General features: G+C 37.7%; 19 protein-coding genes. 4 read left to right on the plus strand and 15 right to left on the minus strand.

What is annotated here, in order from left to right; all coding sequences use genetic code 11:
- Positions 1-15: 15 nt before the first annotated feature.
- Both LC455_RS10835 and LC455_RS10840 read right to left on the minus strand, forming a co-directional pair.
- Positions 16-1,806, minus strand: coding sequence for a S9 family peptidase (locus LC455_RS10835; RefSeq protein WP_223590728.1), 1,791 nt, complete (start codon positions 1,804-1,806; stop codon positions 16-18).
- A 209-nt stretch (positions 1,807-2,015) separates the two neighbouring features.
- Positions 2,016-2,747, minus strand: coding sequence for a gamma-glutamyl-gamma-aminobutyrate hydrolase family protein (locus LC455_RS10840; RefSeq protein ID WP_223590731.1), 732 nt, complete (start codon positions 2,745-2,747; stop codon positions 2,016-2,018).
- Between the two features lie 397 nt (positions 2,748-3,144).
- On the opposite strand from LC455_RS10840, the gene LC455_RS10845 reads away from it, so the two are divergent.
- Both LC455_RS10845 and LC455_RS10850 read left to right on the plus strand, forming a co-directional pair.
- Complete coding sequence (locus LC455_RS10845) at positions 3,145-3,924, plus strand: Cof-type HAD-IIB family hydrolase (protein WP_223590734.1); 780 nt, start codon at positions 3,145-3,147, stop codon at positions 3,922-3,924.
- A gap of 28 nt (positions 3,925-3,952) precedes the next feature.
- Complete coding sequence (locus tag LC455_RS10850) at positions 3,953-4,486, plus strand: GNAT family N-acetyltransferase (RefSeq protein WP_223590737.1); 534 nt, start codon at positions 3,953-3,955, stop codon at positions 4,484-4,486.
- 71 nt (positions 4,487-4,557) lie between these two features.
- Here the strand turns inward: LC455_RS10850 and LC455_RS10855 are convergent, their stop codons facing one another.
- Positions 4,558-5,208 carry a PspA/IM30 family protein gene (locus LC455_RS10855; RefSeq protein WP_223590740.1) on the minus strand — a complete coding sequence of 217 codons (651 nt, stop codon included), beginning with the start codon at positions 5,206-5,208 and terminating at the stop codon, positions 4,558-4,560.
- 21 nt (positions 5,209-5,229) lie between these two features.
- Entirely contained in the window at positions 5,230-5,568 is a 339-nt protein-coding gene (locus LC455_RS10860; protein ID WP_223590742.1) for a lmo0954 family membrane protein, read from the minus strand.
- Positions 5,569-5,808: 240 nt separating this feature from the next.
- On the opposite strand from LC455_RS10860, the gene LC455_RS10865 reads away from it, so the two are divergent.
- The gene (locus LC455_RS10865) at positions 5,809-6,216 is read left to right on the plus strand and encodes a hypothetical protein (RefSeq protein ID WP_223590745.1); all 408 of its coding nucleotides are present in this window, start codon (positions 5,809-5,811) and stop codon (positions 6,214-6,216) included.
- Positions 6,217-6,368: 152 nt separating this feature from the next.
- Here the strand turns inward: LC455_RS10865 and LC455_RS10870 are convergent, their stop codons facing one another.
- The 11 genes from LC455_RS10870 to LC455_RS10915 all read right to left on the minus strand — a co-directional run bounded on the left by LC455_RS10870 (position 6,369) and on the right by LC455_RS10915 (position 19,959).
- Positions 6,369-7,961, minus strand: a complete 1,593-nt coding sequence (locus tag LC455_RS10870) for a long-chain-fatty-acid--CoA ligase (protein ID WP_223590747.1) — start codon at positions 7,959-7,961, stop codon at positions 6,369-6,371.
- Positions 7,962-8,140: 179 nt separating this feature from the next.
- Positions 8,141-9,619 carry a glycoside hydrolase family 18 protein gene (locus LC455_RS10875; protein ID WP_223590750.1) on the minus strand — a complete coding sequence of 493 codons (1,479 nt, stop codon included), beginning with the start codon at positions 9,617-9,619 and terminating at the stop codon, positions 8,141-8,143.
- A 121-nt stretch (positions 9,620-9,740) separates the two neighbouring features.
- Positions 9,741-10,838, minus strand: coding sequence for a threonine aldolase family protein (locus LC455_RS10880; protein ID WP_223590752.1), 1,098 nt, complete (start codon positions 10,836-10,838; stop codon positions 9,741-9,743).
- A 49-nt stretch (positions 10,839-10,887) separates the two neighbouring features.
- Complete coding sequence (locus tag LC455_RS10885; RefSeq protein WP_223590754.1) at positions 10,888-11,868, minus strand: aldo/keto reductase; 981 nt, start codon at positions 11,866-11,868, stop codon at positions 10,888-10,890.
- Between the two features lie 68 nt (positions 11,869-11,936).
- The gene (locus LC455_RS10890) at positions 11,937-13,073 is read right to left on the minus strand and encodes a hypothetical protein (RefSeq protein WP_223590756.1); all 1,137 of its coding nucleotides are present in this window, start codon (positions 13,071-13,073) and stop codon (positions 11,937-11,939) included.
- A gap of 115 nt (positions 13,074-13,188) precedes the next feature.
- A complete protein-coding gene (locus LC455_RS10895; protein WP_223590757.1) occupies positions 13,189-14,463 on the minus strand; it encodes an L-cysteine desulfidase family protein in 1,275 nt (424 codons plus the stop codon).
- A gap of 153 nt (positions 14,464-14,616) precedes the next feature.
- Positions 14,617-15,516 (minus strand): formyltetrahydrofolate deformylase, encoded by a 900-nt coding sequence (gene purU / locus LC455_RS10900; protein ID WP_223590759.1) that lies wholly within the window; start codon positions 15,514-15,516, stop codon positions 14,617-14,619.
- A gap of 175 nt (positions 15,517-15,691) precedes the next feature.
- A complete protein-coding gene (locus LC455_RS10905; protein ID WP_223590761.1) occupies positions 15,692-17,134 on the minus strand; it encodes a DHA2 family efflux MFS transporter permease subunit in 1,443 nt (480 codons plus the stop codon).
- Between the two features lie 202 nt (positions 17,135-17,336).
- Positions 17,337-18,530, minus strand: coding sequence for a glucose-1-phosphate adenylyltransferase (locus tag LC455_RS10910; protein ID WP_223590763.1), 1,194 nt, complete (start codon positions 18,528-18,530; stop codon positions 17,337-17,339).
- 266 nt (positions 18,531-18,796) lie between these two features.
- Positions 18,797-18,922, minus strand: coding sequence for a hypothetical protein (locus LC455_RS31390; protein WP_263297743.1), 126 nt, complete (start codon positions 18,920-18,922; stop codon positions 18,797-18,799).
- 104 nt (positions 18,923-19,026) lie between these two features.
- Positions 19,027-19,959 (minus strand): D-2-hydroxyacid dehydrogenase, encoded by a 933-nt coding sequence (locus LC455_RS10915; RefSeq protein ID WP_223590764.1) that lies wholly within the window; start codon positions 19,957-19,959, stop codon positions 19,027-19,029.
- Between the two features lie 118 nt (positions 19,960-20,077).
- Here LC455_RS10915 and LC455_RS10920 point away from each other — a divergent pair, with 118 nt between their 5' ends.
- Complete coding sequence (locus LC455_RS10920) at positions 20,078-20,905, plus strand: HAD family hydrolase (RefSeq protein ID WP_223590767.1); 828 nt, start codon at positions 20,078-20,080, stop codon at positions 20,903-20,905.
- Positions 20,906-20,920 lie beyond the last annotated feature (15 nt).

The raw sequence follows: 20,920 nt of genomic DNA on the forward strand, positions 1-20,920 counted from the left end.
GAACCGCTATTATATTTATAACCCTTCCCCAAGGTATCGATCAAAAAACGTTACCATCGCCTTATAGGCAGTAGTTTTATTTTTTTGTTTTTCGATCGAGTGGCCTTCATCTTCAAAGCGGATAAAATCCACAGGGTGCTGTCTATCCTTTAGTTTCGTAACGATTTGTTCAGATTCTTGGATGTGGACACGGGGATCCGATTCACCGTGAATCACCAATAGCGGAGAGGAAATTCGTTCTGAATGTTGCAAGGGCGCAATTTTATCAAAAAATTCTCCGTCTCTTTCTATGGTTCCGTATTCAAATTCCCTATGCTTCTTACGCCAAGGACTCGTCGTTTGAAGGAAAGTTCTTAGACTGGACATTCCGACAATATCAATTCCAGCCGACCAAATCTCCGGATAGTGACTAATGGCAGCAAGAACGAGAAAGCCCCCATAACTCCCCCCCATGATCCCGATTTTTTTGGGGTCGATATTTCGATTCACCTTCAGCCATTCCACTAAAAAAATTAAATCCTTTACCGCGTCCATTCTATTTTGGACATCATCCAAATGGGTGAAGGTTTTTCCATATCCCGTACTTCCCCTCACATTAGGTGTACATACAGCATAACCCTGGTTTAGGAAATATTGCAGGACTGGGTTATAGACCGCGCGCGATTGGCTTTCGGGCCCGCCATGAAGATAAATGACAATTGGATATTTTTCTACTTTTTTTTGCGGCATATAATAAAAAGCTGGAATTTCCAGGCCATCAAATGAACGGAAGGATATGTGTTCCGGCTCTACTAATTTTTTATCCAGTACTGGTGAACGAGAAACATACGTAAGCCTTTCCGCTTTTATGGTATTTAGGTCAAGCTCCCAAATATCAGAAGGATAGGCCGGGCCCTTGAAGGTATAGGCTAATTTTTGGCTATCTGGTGAAAATTTCAGATTGGATATAACCCCTATTGGTGTCTTCCACGTATAAAGGTAACTCCGGTTAATATCTAAAAGCACCCCTTTGGATATACCATCCTCATTTATTGTGTAGGCTGCCATATTTTTTTCTTTATTCATAGACAATCCCTCAAAATCCCATTGCCCCCGTTCGAGCCACACGAAATGTTTGGTTTTTATATTTATGAGAGCAAGCCCGTAGAATTCCCTGTCTTTATTTGATAATACATAAAGATGATCTCCATCTTTATTAAAGTGAGCATCTTTAAAGCTCGCCTCACCTTTATGTTCGGTTAACCAGTTCGTAACCCCGTTTGATAGGTCGAGTATTCCCAAATCATTATCTAACGGGGAATTTATCTTCTGGACCAATAACGATTTACCATCCGGCGACCATTTTACTGCAGAAAATATCCCTTCTCCAGCCAATATTAGCTTTATCTCCAAAGTTTCCAGATTTTGGATATAAATGTCAAAAAAGGCAGGATTTCGACGATTACTTGACCATACTATCCATTTACCGTCAGGTGAGGAACCTCCAAAGCGGTGAATATGATCGGGAGATTTTGTCAGCTCTTTTAGTTTTCCATCGTTCCCAAGTAAATACAATTGCTGCTTCTCATTTCCACCTGAATCCATTCCGATGATTTTATTTGAGGTGCCTGTTACATAACTTACAAACGTGATTCTTTCGCTGGTATAGGAAGTTTGGACCGGCCACTCATCCCCTAGATTGATTTCCCATACTTGCTGGATACCCGTATAGTCGGCTAAAAAGCTTAGTTTGTGACAAGTCGGATCGTACTCGGGATATTTAGCTGAGCGAACATGCATGTATGGTTCTATCCCAATGACAGACATAATCCTCCCCCTATTTAATTTTTTACTCTCATGTAAGTTATGAAAACGGCCCTTTTGAAGTGTTTATATATAAAAAAATACAAAATTTTTCTTATAATCTGATTTGTTGATAACCAGATACACTCATAAAAAAAGCCAGAAGCACTATGCCTCCGGCTTTAACACTATTAAAATTATGCTAAATCATAATATCCCATAGAAACATTCATTTACAACGCCGGAACCTTCATACAGCTTCTAATAAATTCAACAAACAAATTGTTCATCGCAGGGCTTGTACTTGCCATTGATTCCGGATGCCACTGAACACCCATTGTAAATGTTGGTGAATGAATATACTCAACTGCTTCAACGATACCATCTGCTGATCGAGCAGCTACTCTTAAATCACTGGCCACCTTATCAATTGCCTGATGGTGAAGACTGTTGACTCTGACAATCTCGGATTCCAAAACCTCAAATAGCTTACTTTCTTTTGAGATGGTCACCCAATGGGTATCACGGCTTCGGTCTATTTTCTGCGTGTGTTGGATTGGTTTATTAACTTGACTCGGTATATCTTGAATTAAGGTACCGCCAAGAGCCACATTTAATATTTGCACTCCTCTGCAAATCGCCAGGATTGGAATATTATTCTGAATTGCATACTGTACAATGGCGATCTCAGAGAAATCCCGCTCCGGAATGGTTGGTCCTAATCCTGGATGAGGATCTTGACCATAAAATTGTGGATCAACGTCCTCTCCCCCACTTAGGATAATACCGTCACATAATCCAATTGTTTCTATTGCTATTTCAGGATTAAGAAATGGAAGAATAATCGGGATTCCACCATTAGCGGCAACACTTTTATGATAATCATGATGAACATATACACCTTCCATGTAATCGTTATGGTTCACATAGGCACCGGTAATGCCTATAATTGGTTTCTTTTTCAACGTAATTCCCCCTTATTTTGTTCCAAGCCTAAACTCTATTAATCAATCTTTTTTAATTTTACCATTATCGGGCTCGGTACTAACTTAATAAAAACACTTTTTCAAAAAAGTTTTAAAAATTATGATAATCTAAAATTAAATTTCCAGTATTTTTAGAATAGTAAATATTTTTAAAGAAATAAAGTCCACGGTGTCATTTTAATGAGTTTTGCAGCTGCCGGTTTAATCTTAGGATCTATGATAAGTTTTATAGTCGCAGGGACCATGTTTATTTAGTTATTTTTAAAGGTTGTTAGAAGGATATCTAACATAAGCTTTTTAAATTAAACATGTTATAATGTGCTAAAGGTAATTTTGCTTTACAGGGTAAAACTCAGCATCCTAGGAGTGTGATTTTTTGAACTATAAAGTTGTCATCTTTGATATAGACGGAACGATCCTGCCACATGGAAAAGCTCTTAGCAATGCCACTAAGGATGCGATCCAGCGGTTAAAAGAGAAAAATATGAAAGTGGTTATAGCTACGGGAAGAGCCCCTTATTTTTCTGAATCGATTATGGAGGAGACCGGTGTCGACTCAATGATCTTTTTTAATGGTTCGTATGTTTTTCATGAGGGAAAAGAATTATTCAAGAACACGATTGAGAAGCAAGTATTAAATAAAGTGCATCTGTTGTCAAATGATAATCAACATGCCCTTACATTTTTAGCAGGAAAGAGCTTCAAAGTTACTGATTTAAGTCATCCTTTCGTCAAGGAGGCGTACATGAATGATTCTTGGGTGCCGGAACTTGCTCCGCCACAATTTTGGATGAATCAGGATATTTATCAGTTGTTCCTTCATTGTGACCTTGAAGAAGAGTTATCCTATCAAACCAAGATTCCGGAATTGGATTTCAGAAGATGGAGTTCAGGGGCAAAGACGTGTGATGTGAATTTGACCAATTCCAATAAAGCAGTGGGCATTACTAAACTGTTAGAGAGAATCGGCATTGCACCTGACGAAGCGGTTGCGTTTGGGGATGGTTTAAACGATATTGAAATGCTTTCCTTAGTAGGAATGGGTGTCGCGATGGGGAATGCCCGTGATGAAGTAAAACAAGCCGCCAATATGGTAACCCTCTCCTCCGAGGAGGACGGAGTCCGCTACGGATTGGAACGGCTTGGAATAATTTAAACGTTGGTTTTTTAAAGGTGTGAAAGATATGAAGATAACATATGAAGTGATTCCTGAAAAACAAATCGAATACTGCCGGGATTTATGCAATGAGCTAATGACCTTTCAAAAGTCGAAAGCATACATAAAACCGGAATTGTTTGACACAATGAGTTTTGAAACTCGGATGGTTCCTTCAATAAAAAGTGCGCCCCACAACTATATAGTGGTCGTTAAGGATGAAGATAAAATTGTAGGTTATGTCTATTCAAATATCTCTCCAAAAGAAGCATATTCCAATGATTTCGCCACTTTTTTTGACCTTTCAACTGTAAGTAAAAAAAATGTCGGTTGTTTATCCCAATTTTATATTAAAGAAGAATACCGACAATACGGCATTGGTTCCAAACTTTTTAATATGTCCATGGATTGGCTAAAGCAATTTGAGGATGTCGAAGATTATTTTATCTATGTCTCAAATGGCAATGATGATGCTTTAGAGTTCTACAAACGAAAAGGCTTTTCCGTTAGTCATGAAATATTGGATGGATTTATTACCGTTTTACGTAAAAAAAGGGCTTAGAGTTTTCCTCTTGGCCCTTTAAAAACCTTTAACCCTAAAACTATTTTGCAATTCAGCTTTTTTTTATTGGTCTATTCTTTTGTTAAATTCAATGGTTTATGATCCATTTTCTTTTCTAACTGTGCAATCTGCTCATCCAAACTGACTTGATTAAAGGTGTCTTTAATTTTATTTTCTAATCGTTCAAGATAGTTTTCAATGTCCTTGAATTTTGAATAGGAATGGTTTTGAGAAGAATTTGTTTCTAAGACCTGATTCATTCCAATATTGGCGCGCGTTACATTTTCTCGGCCCATTAATTCCATTCTGCGAAGATGCATATCCTTTAACTTATGCTTCATTTCTTCGTATTTTCTTTTTAATTCATTCAACTGCTCATTCGCTTGTGCAAGTGAAGTGCTTAGACGCTGGGAACGCTCGACATATTGCTGATGCTCTGCTGCGGCAAATTGATATAGTTCTGTCTCCCCTGCATTTGATGCGATTTCCGCTTGGTGCTTTCTTTTTTCAGCCAACTCTGCTGCTAAATTATACTCTTTTAAAAATTCATCCTTCAAACGAGCTTGTCGTTCAACAAGCTTTCCTACTTTTTCTGTTTCCTGCTCACATTGGCGTAGGTATTGATTGAGTTTACTAATTGGATTTTGTGTGTCCTTTTGGTGGAGAGTTTCATTCAAATCAGCAACAATGATATCTTTTATTTTTGTAAATAAGTTTGACATGTTTATTTTTCTCCCTTGAAATTAATATTTTTTTAATTCATTCCATTGTTTATCAAAATTATCGAATGGATCACCATTTTTGGGTGCTGCTTTTTTGTTCCAATTTTTATAGACAAGATATAGGACATAAGCTGCGCCTGCACCAATAAGGGCAGGTATATTGTGGATGTTTGATGAAAGTACCACTAACCCAAAGATAATTAATGCGATCTTCCATCCGATGGAGTCCACTTTCAAAAACTGTTTGTAAATGAAGTAAAGAATCACCAAACTCACTAGTAATGCCAACATTGGACCGATCGAATTGAGTAAGATGATGGCAGCCGCGCCTCCCGCTAAAAACAAGCCAAATTTTTTCACTTTTTCTTCCTCCTTTTTTGCCTCTTTATGTTTTCATCTTACCTTTTTTCTAATGGTTCCATAATTGCGCTTGAGCTTGATTTTACTATCGGACCTAAGACTTAGGTGATGTCGGACTATTTTACATAATAAAGCTCACACTCATTTTGCCTAACAAGCGAGTGTGAGCTTTCTTTTTAAAAACAAATGGCCAATTTTCCATACAAAGATAATATAGATATTTATAAGGGGGCTGATTTGATGAATGTAATTGGGAATTTTAAAATCCTAACGGTTTCTAAAGACATCCAGGGTCCTTATATGAAAATGAAAGTAACCCTCTCGGACGGTACCTCAACCATTCGATTTGGATTAGATGAACCTACCTATGAAAATATTAAAGAAATCGTTTCAAAAAATTATTTTGATTCACTTGCCAAAGGCTACCGTTTCGAATTATTGCCTTATTATGCAACGTACCAAGAAATCGATAACAGCCAGTCTGTCTTTATGGGGTCAATTAGATGCATTCAAGATAATAGGGCTAAAAATATTCAGTTTCAATGTACCGAAAGATTTGCGGGAAATTTAGAATGGTTTAAACATGCCGTTTACAGTACTGAGGATATAAAACATTTGACCTTAGACGGTCATGATGGACATTTTTGAAAGGAATTCTATAGCCAATGTCCTTCAATAGTTTATGAAGGACATTTTTGCTTAAGGAAAAATTTTTATCCAAAAAAATCACCCCCTTTCTATATTAATTGGAACATAGAAAGGAGGTGGAGTTTTATATCACGATATTGGATCTTTTGGTCTTAATTCACTCTTTTCGGACCACTCCAGTACATTTCCCTTAAACGGTATTTTTGTAGTTTTCCAGTGGCTGTTTTAGGTAAAGCCTCCACAAATTCGACCGCTTTTGGTGCTTTAAAGTGTGCTATATTCGAGCGGCAAAACTGAATGATTTCTTCCTCTGTTACTTCAGTATTAGGTTGAAGAACTATTATAGCCTTTGGAACCTCACCCCATTTTTCATCAGGAACAGCGATCACTGCACATTCTAATACAGACGGATGTCTATATAGAACTCCCTCTACTTCTGTTGATGAAATATTTTCCCCTCCTGAGATAATCAAATCCTTAGACCTGTCACGGATCTCAATAAATCCATCTGGATGAGTAACTGCTAAATCACCGGTATGGAACCAGCCATCTTTTATAGCTGCAGCTGTCGTGACAGGATCCTTATAATAACCTGCCATAACCACGTTACCGCGAGTAATGATTTCACCTAATTCCTCACCATTCCAAGCCACTTCTTCCCCGTCTTGATAAACAACCTTCGTTTCACCATTAAAAGCAAGTTCAATACCTTGCCTTGCTTTGATGGCAGCTTGATCATCTGCTGACCTTGAATCAAATTCTTCTTTCCATTCACAGTATAGAATGAATGGTGATGTTTCAGTTAGCCCATAAACATGAATCATGTTTAAGCCCAGGATATCTTGCGCTTTGTGAATTAGGGCTGCCGCAGGAGGTGCACCAGCTGTTGCCATGCGAGGATTCGTTTTTATTTTAATTTCTTTGGCCTTTGGATCATTCACAAGCATATTAACGACGGTTGGCGCCCCGCATAAAAGTGATATTTTTTTAGATTCAAATAATTCCAGAATTAGAGGCGGGTCTACTTTTCGTAAACACACATGAGTAGCCCCTGCACCTGTAATCCCCCAAACACCGCCCCAGCCATTTGCGTGGAACATTGGCAGTGTATGCAGGTAGACATCATCGTGATTTACACCTAGGTGGTACATAAAATTAGCGGCATTCAAATAACTTCCCCGATGGGTTAGCATGACTCCTTTTGGTTTTGAAGTTGTGCCGCTCGTATAATTTAAGGTTAGCAACTGATTTTCATCGATTTCAACCTCAGGAGGTGCTGCTGAATCAGGAGCATGTTCTAGAAAAGTCTCAAAATCAATGCCTTTCAATGAAGTTTCGTGACCTGGCACCCGCACAATCACGATTTGTTCGAGCGCAAGACTATCGATGATTTTTTCAATTGGAGCACAAAATTCCTCATCGACTATCAACATTCGCGCATCACTATGGCGGATAATATATTCCAAGTCACTTGCAGAAAGGCGGTAGTTTAAAGGGACCATGACAGCTCCAAGCTGGCAGATTCCATAAAAGCACTCCAACATATAATGGGTGTTCGGCAGCATAACCGCAACATGGTCACCTTTTCCAATTCCTGCTTGTTCTAATGCAGAGGATAACCGATCAACACGTTGTCCGAATTCCAGATATGTAAATTCCTTTTCTTCATCAATGACAGCGATTTTATTTGGGTAATACTTCACCGCCCTCCGTTTCCAGTCTAATGGTGTTAATGGGGCAAACATAAAAACCAACTCCTCTATTATATTAATGGGAGTGATGGATAATATTCGTAAATAATTCCCTTTGATGTTTACATCACAATTTTAATCTATTTCAAAAAATAGGAATTTGTCAATCTTTAATTCGAATTTTCTGAATTTAATCACAATCATATAAAAAAAGAAAAGCACAAAGGCTTTTCTTATCTTAAATCATTATAAATCTTACTTATTAACACTTTATTTGGATCCTGGCTAAGCTCCCACATCATCGCTCCGCCCAGCCCCATTGACTTAATAAAGGATGTTTTATAACCAATCGACTCGGGATCATCATAGCTTATAAATTGCGAACCATTAAACAGCCAAGGCACCTTAGAATCAGGCTCCCAGTAACGGATAAACCCGTTTTTATTAAGGTAACTTGCTTCAAGTTGACCATAACTTAAAGCAGAACCCCCGCCAGTAAAAGATTGATATAAACCGTCATTCACATTGTTTACTTTGTTATATACTCTTCCGTAAAATGGTATCCCCATTACAAGTTTAGCAGCTGGCACCCCGCTATTGATATAAGTTTGTACCGCATCTTGGACACTAAACTCCGCAAATTTAGATTCCGGATCGCGATATAATGGAGAATTCATTCCAGTTAAAGTGTCCCAAGAACCATGAAAATCATAGGTCATAAGCTGAATGTAATCTAAATACTGTTGAAGTAAGCTTAGTTCCGTATTGGCAACATAGCCTTTGTTAGCGCCGCCAGCTATCGTTAATAAGTATTTTTTTTTATCGATTGCACTTTGAGCATCTAACGTTTCTCTAATTTTTTTAACCAAAAGGGTGAAATTCTGTTTATCTTCAGTGCGATGAATATTACCTGCTTCTCCCCCAGATACTGGATATTCCCAATCCAAATCGATTCCATCAAATCCATATTTTAGAATAAATTGCAAACAGCTATCTGCAAAAATCGCTCTGGATTGATCAGTTAAGGCTACATCTGAAAACCTTTCTGACCATGACCAGCCGCCAACAGAGATTAACGTTTTTAACTGTGGATATTGTTGCTTTAGTTTCGTTAATTGATAAAAATTACCTTTATATGGCTGATCAGCAGTATCACCTGGAAATGTCTGTTCGATATCAGCAAATGGGTCGCCAACATCTATTTTTCCATCGGCATTAATATTGGCGAAGGCATAATTCAAATGTGTTAGTTTACTAGCATCAATATCAGAAACCTGATAGTTAGAATAGGTTGCCCAGCCTGCGAAATAGCCTACTTTTTTATAATTTGATTGAATTGGAGTTGTTTGTGGTAAAGTTACAACGTTTAGTGCACTACTAGCCGCTGATATATTTCCACGTGCATCCCTTGCTTTGATATAAAAACTATAGGATGTATTTGGGGTCAGATTGTTAGCCACATATTGCGTGGACGACACATTCCCTATCAATCTATTATTTTGGTAAATGTCATAACCAGTAACCCCAACATTATCGGTTGAACTATTCCATGCCAATGATACGGAGGTTTCCGTTATGGAAGTCGTATGAAGGTTGGTTGGTGAAGTTGGTGCCGTACGATCCGGCTTTGCCGCAAGTGCTGCGTTCCCATTTGGCAGGAAACTTAATAAAACTAAAAAAACAAGAATAATGTATGATAGTTTCTTCTTCAAAAAGTACCTCTCCTTACTAATCTTTTATTCTCATTCTATTATAAAAATTAGTAAGGAAAATAGAGGAGAAAGACATGTAAATTAAGGAAAATGGTGCCTTGTGGATTAGGCACCATCGGAGTCATCGATTTCTATTTTTCATTTTATAATCCAGTAGTTTAAATGCATTTATTAATTTATCCCGCGGAACCGTCCCATACAAATCGCCAATGCTAATTTCGAAATAACTGGTCTCTTCACTTACATCCCTAACGTAACCTGATAAGCCAATCCCAGATTCCGTGTAAACTTCAGCTAAAATAATCTCCATTTCCTCTTTTGGAGCTTGAAAATGGACATGAAACATATTGGAGACTGGCACATGCGGAATGGTTGAAACACCATTACATTGATTATAAAAACCCGCTAATTCTTTGGCCTCCTCATAGTATAGCTCCATTTTGCCAATCCTCTTGTCAAAATAATAATCTGCACTTAGGAAATAGGGATAGAGACTAATTAAATCTCCCCCATGACGTCTCTTCCATACTTTTGATTTCTCAATAAAATCTGTGTCACCAGCTAGAATAGCACCAGCAATTCCGCCAATTCCTTTGTAAAACGAAACATAAACACTATCAAATAAACTGCAAATTTCGGCAGCTGACTTTACATAATATGGGGTAATCTCAAACAGTCTTGCCCCGTCTAAATGCAATTTGATTCCTTTTTCCCTGCAGTAAGCCGAAATCGCTTCAAGGGTTTTATAGTCCGGGAGCTGTCCGCCAATCTCCCGTTGTGGTAACTCAAGTAAAAGACAGGCAATTTTCTCATTGATGCCTGCCACATCCTCGAACTCAATTACACTTGATTTATCTGCTAAAAGAATCGATTCTATCTGATGCAGTTCTTTCAAGCCATCTTCCTCATGAATCTCCAAATGGCTTAATGGATGATAGGCTACTTTATTTACCTCTTTTTGATCACACCAAATTCTTAATGCAATTTGCTGGGCCATAGTGCCGCTCGGGAAAAATACCGCCTCTTCTTTACCTAAGAATTCTGCCATTTTCCCCTGAAAGTCTTCTATTATTGTTCCCTTTCCGTATATGTCACTTTCTAATTCTTCATTCAAGTCCTGCAATGCCTCTTTCAGAACTTGAATGTTTCTCGTTCCATGACCAGGTACTTTAAAATGGCTTTGTTTAAACGCCTCTTGTAAAAAATTATTATCATTCATGCTTCCAGTTCCTTTCTCTCTTTGTCAATGTAACTACTATATCAGAAAGTTATTGAAATCCCAGAACTGGATGAGGAACATATGGGTCTTCCAAAAATGAAATTTCATCAGAGGTTAATTTAATTGAAAGAGCAGCCACCGCATCATCCAGATGATGCATTTTCGTCGCACCAATTATGGGTGCTGATACCGGTTCCTTTTGCAGCACCCAGGCAAGAGCAATTTGAGCTCGCGGTACACCACGTTTCTCTGCCACTTTTGCAACTCGTTCAACCACTTTTCGGTCTGCCTCAACCGTTGCAGCATAGAGCATTTTCCCGAATTCATCGGTTTCCGAACGAGCGGTTCCTTCTTCCCAATCCCGTGTAAGTTTTCCTCTAGCCATCGGGCTCCATGGAATAACACCTATTTTTTCCTCTTTACATAGTGGCAGCATCTCTCGTTCTTCTTCCCTGTAGAGGAGATTCAGATGGTTTTGCATGGAGACAAACCGAGTCCATCCATTTCTTTCGGCAATATGTAAAGCCTTAAGAAATTGCCACGCGTACATAGAAGATGCGCCAATATATCTGGCTTTTCCTGCCTTCACGACATCATGCAAGGCCTCCATCGTCTCTTCAATCGGTGTATGGTAATCCCAGCGGTGGATTTGATAAAGATCCACATAATCAGTTCCAAGCCTCTTTAAGCTGTTATCAATTTCAGCCATGATGGCTTTCCTTGAAAGGCCTGCTCCATTAGGACCTTTATGCATTCTCCCGTGCACCTTTGTAGCAATTACAATTTCATCGCGGTTTGCATATTCTTTTAAAATTCGTCCGACAATTTCTTCACTGGTACCATCTGAGTAGACATTAGCTGTATCAAAGAAGTTAATTCCATATTCAAGAGCCTTTTTTATTATTGGACGGCTTTCGTCCTCGTTTAGAACCCATTGGTGTGCCCCGCGTTCAGGTATGCCAAAACTCATGCAGCCTAGGCAAAGTCGTGATACATCCAATCCGGTATTACCAAGTTTCACATACTTCATTTTTAAACCCTCTTTCTGTATAAAATCGATGACTTTCACCTAACATTTCCAATTATATTGTACAATACTTATTTTAAGGTCACTGTCATTTTCTGCATTTCAATGATTTTCTTTAGATATTCATATTCTTTTTGTTCCAGAATATCAATTTCATTGTTTGTAGCAAGTAATATTTGGTCCCTGCACTTGGAGATTCTTTGGATCATCGGGTGTATCGTTAAACTTGAGAGATTCACAAAGTCGTATAAGTCGTTCAAGCACACCGGCAATTTATAGCCTTTATTGCTGCTGGCTATTAAAAGCCCACTATCCCGAAGCTTAGAAACAATATTTGAACGAAAGTTATGAGGATTCATTTTGATGTCTCGAATAGCATTGAGATTTTCTAAGATTTCTTCCGTATACACGTATTCATCTGGATTTTCCTTTAAGTTAAATAAAAGAAACTTAAGAAAATCGATTCGAAGCTTTTCATCCTCTTCTTCACTTTTTCGATGTTTCGCTATATATTTGTAGGCTAAATTAACAGCTTGTTTGATAATAATCTCGTCATGTTTGGAGTTTTTGTGGTCTGATTTATAATCATAAAGAAAGTTTTTATAGTCTAGGGGTAATAGGTTGATAGCTGCTATTTTATTTTTAATTATTTTGATATAAGAGTGGTATTTTGCAGTATACTGGGTTCGTTCATAGCCTTTTGCAATTGTCGCAGCGATTAGGTCCGCTAATAGAAGGATGCTATCGGACTGGTTATTATTGAATCCAAAAGTCGAATAATTAAAAAGGTCGGGAATACTCTTTGTCCCTATGTAATTTTTAAATTCATTCAAAAATGGTTTTGTTTCTTGCTCATCAGCCGTTAAGTCAAGCTGTTCAAAGGTTCTATTTAAATCATCATATATCATCCGATTTAAATATTTCATAAACGGCGTTTTATGCATAATGCCAAAGTCTTCTCTAATTTTTTGCTTATCAAACACATAGGCATAAACACTGAATGGTAAATCCTTTATATCATTTAATATTGGGACTGTGTCTAATTCCATCTTTTGAAAGGATTTGACCAACTCCGCTTCCAGCCATTCCTTATTAGAACTTTTCACTAGAATTGCAACAAGAATAAAGTGGGTTGAAACATCGTTTTTATCAAAAGAAAAACTATAATCGCCGCATTCATTCAAAAATGCAAATTGAATATCGTCCATCCTGCCCACCCCGCTAAAAAAATTTTATATCTATAATTTCAACAAAATTTAATCTAAACCTCTTAAAAATTCCTTTTTTTAGACAAATAAAAAGGTTAACCAAATGGTCAACCCTTTATTTCTCCAGCATTAATTTTAAGATAAGTTCATCTGTTTGGCGTGTTCCTTCATTTCCAAGCTTACAGAAGCTTTCAATACTTTTTTCCACATCATCGTGTATAAAGCCGTCCGTCGATTGGATTTCTTGATGATTGATTGCCAACAATGCAGACTGTACGGCAACATTTGAACAGGTCGAAACTTTCATTGCACAGCCCGCTTTGGCCCCGTCGCAAATCATTCCTGATACGTTTCCGATTGTATTTTGAATAGCCGCTTTTATTTGCTGAAGCCCGCCATCTAGCAGGTAAACAATGGCTCCACTCGCACCCATGCCGGCAGCTGTTACCCCGCATAATGCAGAGAGGCGGCCGAATTTCGATTTGATATGAATGGTAATGAGGTGGCTCAGTGCAACAGCCCGAATCATTTTATCCTCTGAAACCTTCAGCTTTTCTGCCGCTGCAACAACTGGAAGTGTCACGGCAATTCCCTGATTGCCGCTCCCTGTATTGGCCATTACCGGAAGTGTTGAACCTGCCATTCTGGCATCTGACCCTGCAGCCGCTAGCGACATAGCGGCAGTAGCAATATCATCTGAAAGGATTCCTTTTTTTACATTTAGTTTAATCGTTTTCCCTACTTTTAATCCATAATCACCGGAAAGTCCCTCATTTCCAATAGAACGGTTTAATTCAATACTCTTTTTAACCAGCGTTAAGTCCTTAAGATCCGCCTCTAATACCCATTCATATATTTCATCAATAGTTAATGCTTCTAATTCCTCTTCATCTGTTTGGATGCCAATATTCTCACATCCGCCAAGGAAAACTGCTATCTCATCAACTTCGATTAAGGTGATATTACTGTGATTATCAGAAATGACCACTTTTGCTGTCTGTTGATCTGTTTCTACGATGACTTCAATATATAGTCTTTTTGGAGTATCAGCTTGTCCGGCTATTACTTTTCCTTCTTCAATGAGCTTTAAAGCTGAGCGCTCATCTTCAATTGTGAGTCCTTCTAAAATTTCTAGGTTTTTATCTGGATTGCCTGCTGAAGCTCCTAGCGCAGCTGCGAACTCGAGTCCTTTTGATGACATCCCTGGAATTCCAACAGATTTTGCATTTTTAATAATATTCCCGCTTGCTTTTACGGTAATTGCCTGTATTTCACCCTTTGCATGGCTCTTTGCTGTGGCCGCTGCCAAGGCAATCGCTACTGGTTCCGTACAACCAAGGGCAACAACTAGTTCTTTCTCTAAAACAGCTAATATTTTATGCTTTTCCATATTGTCCCCCTGCTAAGATCACTTTTCTAATATTCTACCATAATTAGTCCAAAGGTTTTAAATCAACTTTCTTCCAATCATTTTGGGACCAGACATACCTAAATAAAAAATGCCTTTGTCTCTTTAGGTTTGAAGACAAAGGCATTACTTTGATTAAAATACAATCGTTTTATTTTGATGAACAATAATTCGGTCTTCTATGTGCCATTTTACGGCACGGGCCAATACGCTTCGTTCTATAGAGCGGCCAATTTTCTTTAAGGTATCGACATTTGCACGGTGGTCAACGCGGGCAATATCCTGCTCGATAATCGGACCCTCGTCCAAATCATTTGTAACATAATGTGACGTTGCTCCAATTAATTTTACTCCGCGGCCATATGCTCGTTCGTACGGTCTTGCTCCAATGAAGGCAGGTAAGAAAGAATGGTGAATGTTGATTATTTTATTTGGATTTGCTGCCACAAAATTCGGTGTTAAAATCTGCATATAACGTGCTAGTACGATTAAATCGACATCATATTCCTTTAGCAGCTGAAGCTGCTTTTCTTCGACCTGTTGACGAATATCTTTGTTGGCTGGAATATAGTAGAATGGTATCTTTAGACCCTCAACCACATCCCTTGCCTCTTCATGGTTACTAATAACAAGAGCAATTTCTGTCATTAAATCGCCGCTTTGCCATTCCCATAAAAGCTCTTGTAGACAGTGCAATTCCTTTGAAACAAAAATAGCTGCTTTCTTTACTTTATAAACCGGAGTTAGCCGCCAGTCCATTGAAAATTTTTCTGAAATATCTGTAAACTGCTGTTCCATACCGGCAGCTTTTTCTTTTAAACCTGGGCATTCAAACTCAATACGAATGAAAAATATGCCGCCCTCTGGATTGGTTGAGTACTGACTCGACTCAAGGATATTGGCATCATAAGAAAATAAAAACTGCGAGATGGCGGAAACAATTCCCGGCTGATCTGGACAGCTGACTAATAAACGTCCGCGATTTTGATTCTGGTGTTTAAATTGTTCAATTTGATCTATAAAAGTAGTGTTCATGATAAAAAACCTTTCCGATTAATTATTGAAAATCATTATACCCTAGGTTTTCTTTAATGTTAAGAAATTTCTTGAAAATTTCCAATCTGTTTACATAATATAATTATGTATAACTTTAGCTAAAACCAACACAATAAAAAAACATATGCCTCAAATGAAGCATATGTTTTCTAATTTATTCCTGCATTTTGAATCTTACCCTCTGACGTCTTTTTCCTTCCATTTCATTCTCGGATTTTCGGTCCTTTTTTATAAAAAAGGAAAGGATCAGCGCGAGTAATGTAAGAATTGAAACGACCATGAAAGCAATATTGGCTCCATACATATCAGGATAAGTAATGTCTGGCCGATGCTTTGCTTTTTCCGCAGTTGTGGTCATGACGGTTACAAGGATTGCTGTCCCGACGGAAGCGGCAATCATTTTCATCGTATTATCCATTGCCGCCCCATGAGGAATTAAACGCTTGGGCAATTGGTTTAATGCAGCCGTAGCCACAGGCATCATTGTCATCGAAAGACCCAACATTCTGATACTATATAGTATCGTAATGTAGTCCATTGAAGTGGTTGGACCTAGGTTAGTAAACGCAAATGAAGCAGCTGTCATAATGATTAACCCGATTATGACCAGCCATCTTGCCCCAATTTTATCAAACACTCGCCCAATAATAGGGGCCATCAGTCCACTGACAAGGGCACCAGGCAACAGGGCCAGACCTGCATCGAAGGCAGAAAAATCCCTCATATTCTGCATAAACAAAGGAATAATGGTCTCTGCACCAATTAACCCCATAAAGCCAATCATTCCTATGATAATTGCAAATGGGAAAATAGAATACTTAAAAACACCAAATTCTAGCATCGGGTGCTTCAATCGGACCTGTCTGGAGATAAACAAAATTAATGAAACTCCGCCAATTCCTAATGAAATTAATGTAATAGTGTTTAACCAGCCATAATTTCCTGCACTGGTAAACCCATATAGGAGTCCACCGAACCCAAATGAAGATAAAATAATCGAAAGCACATCGACCTTTGGTTTAGAAATCTCGGTTACATTTTTTAAAGCCAAAAATGCTACGACAATATCTACAAGCGCAATTGGCATAATGATGAAAAACAAAATCCGCCATGAGAAATGGGACGTTACCCACCCTGATAATGCCGGGCCAATGGCTGGGGCAAATGAAATGACCAGTCCGACCAATCCCATAGCTGAACCTCGTTTATTTACAGGAAAAATCATTAAAAATACCGTTTGCATCAAGGGAAGCATGACACCTGCCCCCATCGACTGGATAACCCTTCCAAGTAAAAGAAATTCAAAATTGGGAGCAACCCCGCTCACTAGTGTCCCAAAAGCAAAAATGCTCATCGCAGAAATAAACAGCTGCCTGGTTGTAAACCTTTCTAATAAAAAGGCACTAATGGGAATCATAATCCCATTTACCAACATAAAAACAGTTGTCAGCCATTGTGCACTGTTTGCGGTTACGTTCATTTCTTTCATAATTGGAGGAATTGCTGTAATCATTAATGTCTGATTTAATATCGCAATGAAAGTTCCTGCAAGTAAAAGCGCCACAATTGTGGAATGCTTATTTTCCGATATCGACATACATCCATCCCCCTAGTTTTAAAAATTATACTTTTATAGATTAACGGATTTTACCTTTTAGTTCCAATTTACTGCTTTCTTTCCAACGAATAACTTTTATAAAAAAACAGAATGATTCAGCAAGAGAAACCCAAAAAAACCAATAATGAAAAAGGGTAAACCTATTTCATTTAATAGGTTTACCCTTTTTCATTGTATTTTTTTAGGATAAAACTGAATTTGCCTTATTCAATAATTTCATCTCTTGAATAGTTGGATCGATAGTTTCATGATTGCCAACCAGCAATAAATGCTCTTCAGGGTTCGTTGAGACCATAATCACACCATTCTTAATTAAGGAATTGCTTCCTATGACGGCATTTTCGATCCATACATTTTCTTCTACAATCGTACCTGGTAAAATGACAGAGTTTTTTATCGAAGCACCCTTTGCTATCTTTACTCCGCTAAAGATTACAGACTTTTCAATGGTACCTGACAGTTCACAGCCCTCGCTTAATATGCTGTGGTACACCTTGGCACTTTCGGCTAAATATAATGGCGGATTATTTTTCTCAACAGTATGGATTTTCCACTCCGGGTTTTGCAAAAAAATGTTTTTTTCCTTATTTAAAAGGTCTAAGTTAGCTTGCCAATAACTATGGACAGTACCTACATCCTTCCAATAATTATTAAATTGGTAAACATACATCTGCAATCCATCAGTCAGCATCGTTGGAATTATATCCTTGCCAAAATCCCTATAAGAGAATTCTTTTTTCTCATCCTGAATCAAATATTCCTTTAAAATCTGCCATTTAAAAATATAGATTCCCATCGACGCTAAATTCGAAGTTGGATTAGTTGGTTTTTCCTCAAAATCCATAATTTTATTTGTTGACTTATTGATTTTGGTTAGGCCGAAGCGGCTTGCCTCTTTCCATGGAACCTTGACTACGGCAATTGTACAATCAGCTTCAGTTTCAATATGCTGTTTTAGCATAATTGAGTAATCCATTTTATAGACTTGGTCAGCAGAAAGAATTAGAACATAAACTGGGTTATATTGGTCAATAAATTCAATATTTTGAAAGACGGCATGAGAAGTGCCTGCATACCATTCAATTCCAGTATCATTCCGTTGATATGGCGGTAGTATTGTTAAACCGCCGTCCCGATTATATAGATTCCATAGCTGACTGTTCCCTAAGTGAGAATGGAGTACCAGCGGTCGGTATTGAGTTAAAATGCCTATTGTTTCAATTCCTGAATTTTTACAATTACTCAAACTAAAATCAATTATCCGGTATTTTCCACCAAATGGTACTGCTGGTTTGACGATATTATTTGTAAGCTGCTCTAATCTCGTACCCCTTCCTCCTGCCAATAGCATTGCAATCCACTTTTTCTTATCCATTTCCCTCCACCTCTTATTTTTTTATTTTCTCTATACTTCTATTATCTCCGAATTTTTCCATCATCTCGGAAGACTTGTTACAGCATTGTGAATACTGACAGATTTTTCATCGACACATTTGGTGTCCGAAACACTAGAATTGACTAATAATGTCGGAATTTTATGTATAACGGCTCTCTGACAAACACACAAAAAAAATATTTTAAAATAACATAAAAAAACCCCAGCCGCTTACGGAACTGGAGCTGTTTAATTTATATATACCACTACTTACCCATAATAAAATCGATACCTATTATGACAATGGACATGACAAAAAATACAGAATTTACTACTAATCCAATCGGTTCATATACTTCATCCTGAAATTGGTCTGGTTCTTGATCGTCCATTATTGTCACCTCCAATCCATGCAACGTTGTAAAAACATTATATGAGGATTATAATTTTTCGTATAGGACAACCATTTAATTCTTTCAAAAATCCAAAATAATTTTTAATAACCACGTTTACAATTAACTTTATTATGCAATGGCTTATTTTCTTCGAGATTTTTTAACGTTTTAAGAAAACACGTAACGCCTTCATCAGGTGTGGTAACCGCCGATATATGGGGTGTGATATAAACTCTTGGATGATTCCATATTGGGTTATCCTTCAGGAGCGGCTCTTGTGCGAAGACATCAAGAACTGCGAAACTAACATGGTAATTATCTAATGCTTCAAGCAGAGCCTCCTCACGAATTGATGCCCCTCTCCCTACATTTATAAAACCCGCTTTGGATAATTGTTTAAAAATAGGTTCATCAAAGAAAGCGGCCGTTTGTTCTGTCAAAGGTAGGGTATTGATGATATAATTCGTCTCCCTAAGATGTGAAAAATGAGAATCGACTGTCAGGACCTCTTTGAAATCTTCTTTAGCTCTTCCACTTAAGGAAACGCCATAAACTTCCATACCTAATCCAGATAATATTTTCGCTGTAGTCTGACCAATCTCACCTGTTCCAAAGATCATGACTTTTTGTTTATTTAATAATTTCGGTGTCTTTGGCAGCCACTTTTTTTTCTGTTTTAATGCTTGAAATTCATCGTGAAACTGCAAATCTTTTAGAATATAGCTCAAACAATATTCAGCAATTCTTTGTCCAAATGAACAAATCGTCCTAGTTAACAATACCTCTTCATTCCAGTCTTTTTGAAATAAAAAGCGGTCGACCCCCGCCCCAAGGGAGTGAACCCATTTAACATGACTGTAATCATATTCGGATTTTAAATTAAAAGTTACCAAGGCATCCGCCCAGCCTAAATCGTCCTGTGACATCTCTTCTTCGGATTTAAAACGAAAATTATTATGCAGGTTTTCTTTTTCTATTAACGTCTTCAGCTCTAAAAACATCGGGCTGACGACTAGTATATTGTTTATGTTCATTTTCGCACCTCTCTTTTTTTGTATTTTACCATTATTTTATGTAAAACTTTACAAGCTACTGTGCCGATTAATCTGTTATAGTAATGTTAAGAAACAGTAGAAAGGAACATATTAAACTATGAAATGTTTATCCATAGATTTAGATGGTACTTTGTTAAACTCTGAGCATGAAATTTCAGATGAAAATGTGGATACCTTAAACGAATTGCAACAACAGGGACACTGCATCATTTTAAACACTGGCCGGGCATATGCTGATGTCATCAAATTGAAAGCCGTGCAAAATATGGAGGTACCTATTTTTTGCATCAATGGCTCCAATATATATTCTAGTAAGAGAGATTTACTTTATGAAGCAACCCTTTCTATTTCTGTTTATAAAAAAATATTTTCGATTTTAAAGGAATTAGGCGTAGGAATTCTTGTTTATACGAATTATGGTGGATTCCCATCCACTCTCCCTCCATTACATGGTAAATCGAGAGAAGAACTGGATGTTCTTTTTCATGAATTCAAGTATGATGAAATTTTGATGAAAGAGAATCTAAAAATCTATAAACTTATCGCTTTAACACACTTTGATCAATTGGAAAAAGTGGAAACAGTCAAAAAAGCACTGGCCGGTAAATTCGATATTTCGCTAGCCTCCTCTTTTCCAAATAATGTGGAAATTACTTCAAGTGAGGCACATAAAGGGAAAGCTTTACTGCGCTACCAAAAAATGATGAATATCTCCTTTGATGAAATTATCGCATTTGGTGATGGCGGCAACGATCTTGCTCAATTTGAAGTAGCTGACATTTCCATTGCAATGGGAAACGCTCCCCTTCATGTTCAACAAAAAGCCGATATCATCACAAAAACAAATGATGAAAATGGTTTTGCTTATGCGGTTCGTCACCTTTTGAAATTGACCCGCCCTGAGGAAGAACCAACTGTTAGCTAAATAAAAGGCATTCAC

Source organism: Neobacillus bataviensis (assembly GCF_019969725.1).